We start from the raw sequence: 10,040 nt of genomic DNA on the forward strand, positions 1-10,040 counted from the left end.
GGCCATGTCTGAGAAAACTTTCCTGGTGGAAATCGGCACTGAAGAGCTGCCACCAAAAGCCCTGCGCAGCCTGGCTGAATCTTTTGCTGCGAACGTCACTGCTGAGCTGGATAACGCTGGCCTGGCGCACGGTAAAATTGAGTGGTTTGCTGCGCCGCGTCGTCTGGCGCTGAAAGTGGCAAACCTGGCGGCGTCCCAGCCGGATCGCGAAGTTGAAAAACGTGGCCCGGCCATTGCTCAGGCGTTCGACGCGGAAGGCAAGCCGAGCAAAGCGGCAGAAGGCTGGGCGCGCGGCTGCGGCATCACCGTTGATCAGGCCGAGCGTCTGACCACCGACAAAGGTGAATGGCTGCTGTATCGTGCCCATGTGAAAGGCGAAAGCGCCGAAGCGCTGCTGCCTGACATGATCGCGACCTCGCTGGCAAAATTGCCAATCCCTAAGCTGATGCGCTGGGGCGCGTCCGACGTTCACTTTGTGCGTCCGGTTCACACCGTGACCCTGCTGCTGGGCGATACCGTTATCCCGGCGACCATTCTGGGCGTGGCGTCCGATCGCGTGATCCGCGGCCATCGCTTTATGGGCGAGCCGGAGTTCACCATCGACAATGCCGACCAGTATCCACAGATCCTGCTGGAACGCGGTAAAGTGATTGCCGACTACGAACAGCGTAAAGCCAAAATTAAAGCGGACGCAGAAGAAGCGGCGCGCAAGATTGGCGGAAACGCTGACCTGAGCGACAGCCTGCTGGAAGAGGTGACCTCGCTGGTCGAATGGCCGGTTGTACTGACCGCGAAATTCGAAGAGAAATTCCTGGCCGTTCCGGCAGAAGCGCTGGTTTACACCATGAAGGGTGACCAGAAGTACTTCCCGGTTTACGCCAACGACGGCAAGCTGCTGCCAAACTTCATCTTCGTGGCGAACATCGAATCGAAAGATCCGAGCCAGATTATCTCCGGTAACGAGAAAGTGGTGCGTCCGCGTCTGGCGGATGCCGAGTTCTTCTTCAACACAGACCGTAAAAAACGTCTGGAAGATAACCTGCCGCGTCTGCAAACTGTACTGTTCCAGCAGCAACTGGGTACGCTGCGCGACAAAACCGACCGTATCGCGGAGCTGTCCGGCTGGATTGCCCGTGAAATTGGCGCCGACGTTAACCACGCTACCCGTGCGGGCCTGCTCTCCAAGTGCGACCTGATGACCAACATGGTGTTCGAATTTACCGACACCCAGGGCGTGATGGGTATGCACTACGCGCGTCACGATGGCGAAGCGGAAGACGTGGCGGTAGCCCTGAACGAGCAGTATCAGCCGCGCTTTGCCGGTGACGATCTGCCGTCCAATCCGGTTGCCTGCGCCGTGGCGATTGCCGATAAGATGGACACCCTGGCGGGTATCTTCGGTATCGGCCAGCATCCAAAAGGCGACAAAGACCCGTTTGCGCTGCGTCGTGCTGCGCTGGGCGTGCTGCGAATCATCGTTGAGAAGAACCTGAACCTCGATCTGCAAACGCTAACCGAAGAAGCGGTACGTCTGTACGGCGATAAGCTGACCAACGCGAAGGTTGTGGATGATGTTATCGACTTTATGCTCGGTCGTTTCCGCGCGTGGTATCAGGACGAAGGTTACTCCGTTGATACCATTCAGGCGGTGCTGGCGCGTCGTCCGACCCGTCCGGCAGATTTCGATGCGCGTATGAAAGCGGTATCCCACTTCCGTACGCTGGAAGCGGCGTCTGCGCTGGCCGCGGCTAACAAGCGCGTATCCAACATCCTCGCGAAATCCGACGAGACGCTGAACGATCGCGTAAACGCTGCAACCCTGAAAGAGCCGGAAGAGATTTCTCTGGCGATGCAGGTTGTGGTGCTGCGCGACAAGCTGGAGCCGTATTTCGCGGAAGGTCGCTACCAGGAAGCGCTGGTGGAGCTGGCGGAGCTGCGTGACGTCATCGACGCCTTCTTCGAGAAGGTGATGGTGAACGTGGAAGATAAAGAGCTGCGGATTAACCGTCTCTCGATGCTTGAGAAACTGCGTGAGCTGTTCCTGCGCGTGGCGGATATTTCGCTGCTGCAATAACGTAAAAAACCCGCCCCTGACAGGCGGGAAGAACGGCAACTAAACTGTCTCTCTTCGCCAATGGCGCCATAACTGCGTTGGCTGCGCTCGTTCACCCGAATCACTTACTAATGTAAGCTCATCGGGATTCGCTCGCTTGCCGCCTTGTTCTGACGTCATTGGCTTTGAGATACTTTTCCTTATTTACACTCTCTCAATTAATTTACACCCTCTCAAACACTGTCGCGATCCCCTGACCCAACCCGATACACATCGTTGCCAGACCAAACTGGGCATCTTTGCGTTCCATCAGGTTAATCAGCGTGGTACTGATACGCGCCCCGGAACAGCCCAGCGGGTGTCCGAGGGCGATCGCGCCGCCGTTGAGGTTAATCTTCTCGTCGATCTGATCCATCAGCCCCAGATCTTTAATGCACGGCAGGATCTGCGCGGCGAACGCTTCGTTCATCTCAAAGAGGTCGATATCACTTGCGCTCAGCCCCGCTTTTTTCAGCGCCAGTTTTGACGCCGGAACCGGGCCGTAGCCCATGATGGAAGGATCGCAGCCCACGACCGCCATCGAACGCACGCGGGCGCGTGGCGTCAGGCCTAATTCGCGGGCGCGGCTTTCGCTCATCACCAGCATCGCGGCGGCACCGTCGGACAGGGCAGACGAGGTGCCCGCCGTTACCGTGCCGGTGACCGGATCAAACGCCGGACGCAGGGTAGAAAGCGCTTCAACGGTGGTTTCCGGGCGCATAACTTCGTCGTAGCTGAACTGCTTCAGTACGCCGTCTGCGTCGTGACCGCCGGTTGGGATGATCTCATTCTTAAAGGCACCAGACTGCGTGGCGGCCCAGGCGCGGGCATGCGAGCGTGCGGCAAACGCATCCTGCATCTCACGGCTGATGCCGTGCAGACGGGAGAGCATCTCGGCGGTTAGGCCCATCATACCGGCGGCTTTCGCCACGTTGCGGCTCATACCTGGATGGAAATCGACCCCGTGGCTCATCGGCACGTGGCCCATGTGCTCCACGCCGCCCACCAGACAGGCCTGCGCATCGCCGGTCATGATCATCCGCGTCGCGTCGTGCAGCGCCTGCATCGACGAACCGCAAAGACGGTTGACGGTGACGGCCGGAACCGAGTGCGGGATCTCCGCCAGCAGGGACGCGTTACGGGCAATGTTGAAGCCCTGCTCCAGCGTCTGCTGGACGCAGCCCCAGTAGATATCGTCCAGCGCAGCAGGGTCCAGCGCCGGGTTACGCGCCAGCAGGCTACGCATCAGGTGCGCGGAGAGGTCTTCCGCACGCACGTTACGGAACGCACCGCCTTTTGAACGGCCCATCGGGGTGCGAATCGCATCAACAATGACAACCTTTTCCATTGTGACTCCTTAAGCCGTTTTCAGCGCGCCAACCGGACGGGCTGGCTCAACTGCTGGGTAGTAGGGTTCGTTATGACGCGCTTTGTTACGCAGACCTTCCGGCACCTCATAAAGCGGGCCGAGGTGCTGGTACTGCTGAGCCATATCGAGATAGCGAGCGCTGCCGAGCGTATCCAGCCAGCGGAACGCGCCGCCGTGGAACGGAGGGAAGCCGAGGCCGTACACCAGCGCCATATCCGCTTCTGCCGGGCTGGCGATAATGCCTTCTTCGAGGCAGCGCACCACTTCGTTGATCATCGGGATCATCATCCGGGCGATGATCTCGTCGTCAGTGAAGTCGCGTTTCGGCTGACTGACGTCGGCCAGCAGGCCATCCACCGCCGCATCTTCTTCTTTTTTCGGTTTGCCTTTGCTGTCTTCTTTATAGCGCCAGAAGCCCAGACCGTTTTTCTGACCAAAGCGGTTGGCGTCGAACAGAGCGTCAATGGCGTCGCGATAGTCTTTCTGCATGCGCTGCGGGAAGCCCGCCGCCATCACCGCCTGAGCGTGATGGGCAGTATCGATGCCGACAACGTCCAGCAGATACGCCGGGCCCATCGGCCAGCCGAACTGTTTTTCCATCACTTTATCGATTTTGCGGAAGTCTGCGCCGTCGCGCAGCAGCTGGCTGAAGCCGGCGAAGTAAGGGAACAACACGCGGTTAACGAAGAAGCCCGGGCAGTCGTTAACGACGATCGGCGTTTTGCCCATCTTGCTCGCCCACGCCACCACTTTGGCGATGGTTTCGTCGGAGGTTTTCTCCCCACGGATCACTTCGACCAGCGGCATGCGGTGCACCGGGTTAAAGAAGTGCATCCCGCAGAAGTTTTCCGGACGCTTCAGCACGCTCGCCAGTTCGCTGATAGGAATGGTGGAGGTGTTAGAGGCCAGCACGGTTTCCGGACGCACCTTGTCTTCGGTTTCGGCCAGCACCGCTTTTTTCACTTTCGGGTTCTCGACGACTGCTTCAACCACCACGTCCACACGGTCGAAACCGCTGTATTCCAGCACTGGCTGGATGGTGGAGATCACGCCTGCAAGCTTCAGACCATCAATTTTGCCGCGCTCAAGCTGTTTATTCAGCAGCTTGGCCGCTTCGGTCATGCCCAGCGTCAGGGATTTCTCGTTGATGTCCTTCATCACCACCGGCACGCCTTTCCAGGCAGACTGGTAGGCGATGCCGCCCCCCATAATGCCCGCGCCGAGTACCGCCGCGTGTTTTGGCGTTTCAACGTTTTTGGTGAGTTGTTTGGCTTTGCCCTTCACAAACTGATCGTTAAGGAAGATACCAACCAGCGCGCGGGCTTCGTTGGTGTGCGCCAGCGGGACAAAGCTCTGGTTTTCCAGCTTCAGGGCGTCATCACGGCCCAGACGGGCTGCCGCTTCAATGGTTTTCACCGCCGTGATCGGCGCCGGGTAGTGTTTACCCGCCGTCTGCATCACCATGCCTTTGGCGATAGTGAAGCTCATGGTGGCTTCAATCTTGCTGAGCTTTAACGGCTCCAGCTTCGGCTGACGTTTGGCTTTCCAGTCGAGGTCGCCGTTAATGGCCTGACGCAGAATGGCGAGTGCGCCTTCAACAAGCTTCTCAGGTTTTACAACGCCGTCGACCAGGCCAATTTTCTGCGCCTGTTCTGCGCCGACGTCTTTACCCGCGGCAATGATCTCCAGCGCGCTGTCGGCGCCCAGCATGCGCGGCATACGGACGGAGCCGCCAAAGCCCGGCATGATGCCCAGCTTGGTTTCCGGCAGGCCGATACGCAGGTCCGGGGTCGCCAGACGGTAATCAGTGGCTAACACGCATTCGCAGCCGCCGCCCAGCGCGTAACCGTTGACGGCAGAAAGGGTCGGGACAGGCAGATCTTCCAGACGATTAAAGACGCTGTTCGCGAAGTGCAGCCACTGGCTCAGCTGTTCTTCTGGCACCAGGAACAGCGACAGGAATTCGGTGATATCCGCGCCAACGATAAAGGCCGCTTTGTTGGAGCGCAGCAGCAGCCCTTTTAAATCTGATTGCTTTTCAAGTACATCCAGCGCCTGGCCAAGACTGGCCACCGTCGCGGTATCAAGCTTATTCACTGAGCCGGGGGCATCGAACACCAGTTCGGCAATGCCATCTTCCAGCCAGTCTACGTACAGGGTGTCGCCTTTGTAGAGCATGTCGGTCTCCTGAATCCAGCAATTGGATCTGGTCATACCAGATGAGACGGAGTGTGGAATTTATGTTAATAAAATGCAAATTAGTCATTAAGAAATTGCTGCGCTGATCACGGTCGGTGGAAATCACGCAGCCGGAGTGAGGTGTGCTAAGATGCGATGACTTGAGGTCAAAAAAACGAAAGGAAGAATGATGGACTCACTGGCTTCGCTTTATAAAAATCATATCGTTACCCTACATGAACGTACCCGCGATGTACTGGCCCGCTTCAAGCTGGATGCCCTGCTGATCCACTCCGGCGAGCTGATGAATACTTTTCTTGATGACCATGCTTATCCCTTCAAGGTTAACCCGCAGTTTAAAGCCTGGGTGCCTGTCACGCAGGTTCCAAATTGCTGGCTGCTGGTGGATGGCGTGAACAAGCCGAAACTGTGGTTCTACCTGCCGGTCGATTACTGGCACAACGTGGAGCCGCTGCCGACCTCATTCTGGACCGAAGAAATTGACGTGATTGCGCTGCCAAAAGCAGACGGCATAGGCAGCCAGCTGCCAGCGGCGCGCGGCAACATCGGCTACATTGGTCCGGTTCCTGAGCGCGCGCTGGGTCTGGATATTCCGGCAGATAAACTCAACCCGAAAGGCGTGCTGGATTATCTGCACTACTATCGCGCCTACAAGACCGACTACGAACTTTACTGCATGCGTGAAGCGCAAAAAACGGCGGTGAATGGCCACCGTGCGGCGCACGAAGCGTTCCAGTCCGGTATGAGCGAGTTCGATATCAATCAGGCTTACCTGACGGCGACCGGCCACCGCGATACCGACGTGCCGTACAGCAACATCGTGGCGCTGAATGAACATGCCTCGGTTCTGCACTACACCAAACTGGATCATCAGGTTCCGGCTGAGATGCGTAGCTTCCTACTGGACGCGGGGGCTGAGTACAATGGTTATGCGGCAGACCTGACCCGTACCTGGGCGGCGAATGCGGATACCGATTTTGCGCAATTGATTAAAGACGTGAACGACGAACAGCTGGCGCTGATTGGCACCATGAAGGCCGGAACCAGCTACGTGGATTATCACATCCAGTTCCATCAGCGCATCGCTAAACTGCTGCGTAAGCATCAGATTATCAAAGACATGAGCGAAGAGGCGATGGTTGAGAACGATTTGACCGGGCCATTTATGCCGCATGGTATCGGCCACCCGCTGGGTTTGCAGGTTCATGACGTCGCGGGCTTTATGCAGGATGATACCGGCACGCACCTGGCGGCACCGTCTAAATATCCTTATCTGCGCTGCACCCGCGTTCTGGCGCCGCGTATGGTATTGACCATCGAGCCGGGCATCTACTTTATTGAATCCCTGCTGGCGCCGTGGCGCGAAGGGCAATTCAGCAAGCACTTCAACTGGGAGAAAATTGAAGCGCTGAAGCCTTATGGCGGCATTCGTATCGAGGATAACGTGGTTATTCACGAGAACAGCATTGAGAACATGACGCGAGATTTGAAGCTGGCCTGATGGAAAGCTGGCTGATACCGGCCGAGCCGGTCACCTTTGTTGAGGAAATCAAAAAAAGCCGCTTTATCACGCTGTTGGCGCATACCGACGGCGTGGAGGCGGCGAAGGCGTTCGTCGAGTCCGTCCGCGCGCAGCACCCGGATGCCCGCCATCACTGTGTGGCGTGGGTCGCAGGGCCGCCAGACGACTCACAGCAGCTCGGGTTTTCTGACGACGGTGAACCGGCGGGTACGGCCGGAAAACCGATGCTCTCCCAGTTGATGGGCAGCGGCGTGGGTGAAATCACCGCCGTCGTGGTCCGCTACTACGGGGGCATTTTGTTAGGCACCGGAGGGCTGGTCAAAGCCTACGGAGGTGGTGTCCAGCAGGCGCTTAATCTTCTGATAACAACCCGCAAAACGCCACTTACGGAATATACTTTGTTATGCGATTACGCCCAGCTATCGGGTATCGAAGCACTGCTTAAACAGTTTAACGGTGTCATCGCACACAGTGATTATCAGGCAATGGTGCAATTACGCGTGGCGCTTCCTCAGGCGGAACTGGCTGCTTTTTCAGCAAAACTCGCTGATTTTAGTCGCGGTTCATTGCAATTACTGCCGATTGAAGAATAATCCCCACCTCACAATTTTGAATACCTAAGGAAGCGGCAGAGATGCATTTTCGTGCCATTACCCGAATCGTTGGATTGCTGGTCATACTTTTCTCCGGGACAATGATCATTCCCGGACTGGTGGCGCTCATCTACCGGGACGGCGCGGGGCGTGCATTTACCCAAACCTTTTTTGTCGCGCTGACGATTGGCTCCCTGCTGTGGTGGCCAAACCGCCGTGAGAAAGGTGAACTGAAATCCCGGGAGGGGTTTCTGATTGTGGTCCTGTTCTGGACGGTACTGGGAAGCGTGGGTGCGCTGCCGTTTATCTTCTCCGAACAACCGAATCTCACCGTCACGGATGCGTTTTTTGAATCGTTCTCCGGATTAACGACCACCGGGGCCACCACGCTTGTGGGGCTGGATTCGCTCCCGCATGCGATTCTCTTTTACCGGCAGATGCTTCAGTGGTTCGGCGGTATGGGGATCATTGTCCTGGCGGTGGCTATCCTGCCGATTCTGGGCGTCGGGGGGATGCAGCTTTACCGGGCGGAGATGCCCGGCCCGCTGAAAGATAACAAAATGCGCCCGCGTATTGCGGAGACGGCGAAAACCCTGTGGCTTATCTATGTCCTGCTGACGGTGGCCTGCGCGCTGGCGCTGTGGTTTGCCGGGATGCCTGCGTTTGATGCCATCGGGCACAGCTTTGCGACTATTGCTATCGGCGGGTTCTCCACCCACGATGCCAGCGTCGGCTACTTCGACAGCCCGACAATCAATACCATCATTGCCATCTTTTTGCTGATCTCAGGCTGTAACTACGGTCTACACTTCTCGTTGCTTAGCGGACGGAGCCTGAAGGTGTACTGGCGCGACCCGGAATTCCGGATGTTTATTGGCGTCCAGCTGACTCTGGTGATCATCTGTACCCTGGTACTGTGGTTCCACGATGTTTATAACTCGGCGGTCACGACCCTGAACCAGGCCTTCTTCCAGGTGGTATCGATGGCAACAACCGCCGGTTTCACCACGGACAGTATTGCGCGTTGGCCGCTGTTCCTGCCGGTGCTGCTGTTGTGCTCTGCGTTTATCGGCGGCTGTGCCGGGTCAACGGGCGGCGGTCTGAAGGTGATCCGTATTCTGCTGCTGTTCAAGCAGGGGAACCGTGAGCTGAAACGTCTGGTCCACCCGAATGCGGTTTACAGTATTAAGCTGGGGAACCGCGCGCTGCCGGAACGCATCCTCGAAGCGGTGTGGGGATTCTTCTCCGCTTATGCACTGGTCTTTATTGTCAGTATGCTGGCGATAATCGCCACGGGCGTGGATGATTTTTCTGCCTTCGCCTCTGTGGTGGCAACGTTAAACAACCTGGGGCCGGGGCTGGGCGTCGTGGCGGATAACTTCGCCAGTATGAACCCGGTGGCGAAGTGGATCTTAATCGCCAATATGCTGTTTGGGCGTCTTGAGGTCTTTACGCTGCTGGTGCTGTTTACCCCAACATTCTGGCGTGAGTAAGGAGACATTGGTGAAAACGTTAATTCTTTTCTCAACGCGTGACGGACAAACGCGTGAGATTGCTTCATATCTGGCTTCTGAACTCAAAGAGCTGGGCATTTATTCTGATGTGGTGAACCTGAATCGCACTGAACAGATTGCCTGGCAGGATTACGACCGCGTGGTCATTGGCGCTTCAATTCGTTACGGCCATTTCCATCCGGCGCTGGATCGCTTTGTGAAAAAGCATACGGCGGAACTCGCTCAGCTGCCTGGCGCGTTTTACTCGGTCAACCTGGTTGCCCGTAAAGCAGAGAAGCGTACGCCGCAGACTAACAGCTATACGCGCAAGTTTTTGCTGAGTTCGCCATGGCAGCCCGATATCTGTTCTGTCTTTGCTGGCGCGCTGCGTTACCCGCGTTACCGCTGGTACGACCGCTTTATGATCCGCCTGATCATGAAAATGACGGGCGGGGAAACGGATACGCGTAAAGAAGTGGTTTATACCGACTGGGCTCAGGTCGCCAGTTTTGCCCGTGAAATTGCGCATTTAACGGACGATGCGCGGGTTTAATAAGCGTTGAGTTTGAAAAATGAGCGAACGAAAAGTTTTTTGTATTTAGTGCTTGTCACTTCAGAAGAACTCCCTATAATGCGCCTCCATGGCGTTCAACGTCAGCATTCCGCTGGATAAATTTTTGCCGCAGACATCGGCTAACTATGGCATGAACGCCAGCAGCAATAACGGGACGACGCATAACGTCGGCCTGAACGGAGTGGCGCTTGAGAATCG

Annotated in this window: 7 protein-coding genes; 5 read left to right on the plus strand and 2 right to left on the minus strand. The window is 56.9% G+C overall.

Annotation, left to right across the window (positions count from 1 at the left end; all coding sequences use genetic code 11):
- Window positions 1-4: 4 nt before the first annotated feature.
- Complete coding sequence (glyS, locus tag DD597_RS19195) at window positions 5-2,074, plus strand: glycine--tRNA ligase subunit beta (protein ID WP_022652021.1); 2,070 nt, start codon at window positions 5-7, stop codon at window positions 2,072-2,074.
- Between the two features lie 202 nt (window positions 2,075-2,276).
- On the opposite strand, the gene fadA is transcribed toward glyS, so the two are convergent.
- Both fadA and fadB read right to left on the minus strand, forming a co-directional pair.
- Window positions 2,277-3,440, minus strand: coding sequence for an acetyl-CoA C-acyltransferase FadA (gene fadA / locus DD597_RS19200; protein ID WP_063159188.1), 1,164 nt, complete (start codon window positions 3,438-3,440; stop codon window positions 2,277-2,279).
- A gap of 9 nt (window positions 3,441-3,449) precedes the next feature.
- The gene (gene fadB / locus DD597_RS19205) at window positions 3,450-5,639 is read right to left on the minus strand and encodes a fatty acid oxidation complex subunit alpha FadB (protein WP_023315008.1); all 2,190 of its coding nucleotides are present in this window, start codon (window positions 5,637-5,639) and stop codon (window positions 3,450-3,452) included.
- A gap of 190 nt (window positions 5,640-5,829) precedes the next feature.
- Here fadB and pepQ point away from each other — a divergent pair, with 190 nt between their 5' ends.
- Genes pepQ through hemG form a run of 4 tightly spaced genes read left to right on the plus strand, consistent with a single transcriptional unit; the run spans window position 5,830 to window position 9,821 of the window.
- On the plus strand, window positions 5,830-7,161 hold the full coding sequence (gene pepQ / locus DD597_RS19215; RefSeq protein WP_129256514.1) for a Xaa-Pro dipeptidase: 1,332 nt from the start codon (window positions 5,830-5,832) through the stop codon (window positions 7,159-7,161).
- Window positions 7,161-7,775: an IMPACT family protein gene (locus DD597_RS19220; RefSeq protein ID WP_015572737.1), complete on the plus strand. Its 615-nt coding sequence runs from the start codon at window positions 7,161-7,163 to the stop codon at window positions 7,773-7,775. The genes pepQ and DD597_RS19220 overlap by 1 nt, the downstream gene beginning before the upstream one ends.
- A gap of 41 nt (window positions 7,776-7,816) precedes the next feature.
- Complete coding sequence (gene trkH, locus DD597_RS19225) at window positions 7,817-9,268, plus strand: Trk system potassium transporter TrkH (protein ID WP_022649737.1); 1,452 nt, start codon at window positions 7,817-7,819, stop codon at window positions 9,266-9,268.
- A 10-nt stretch (window positions 9,269-9,278) separates the two neighbouring features.
- Window positions 9,279-9,821 (plus strand): menaquinone-dependent protoporphyrinogen IX dehydrogenase, encoded by a 543-nt coding sequence (gene hemG / locus DD597_RS19230; protein WP_003860122.1) that lies wholly within the window; start codon window positions 9,279-9,281, stop codon window positions 9,819-9,821.
- Window positions 9,822-10,040 lie beyond the last annotated feature (219 nt).

It is taken from the genome of Enterobacter cloacae complex sp. 677-3DZ2D5B, from assembly GCF_004136695.1.
In the GTDB taxonomy this organism is placed as follows: Bacteria; Pseudomonadota; Gammaproteobacteria; order Enterobacterales; family Enterobacteriaceae; genus Enterobacter; species Enterobacter hormaechei_C.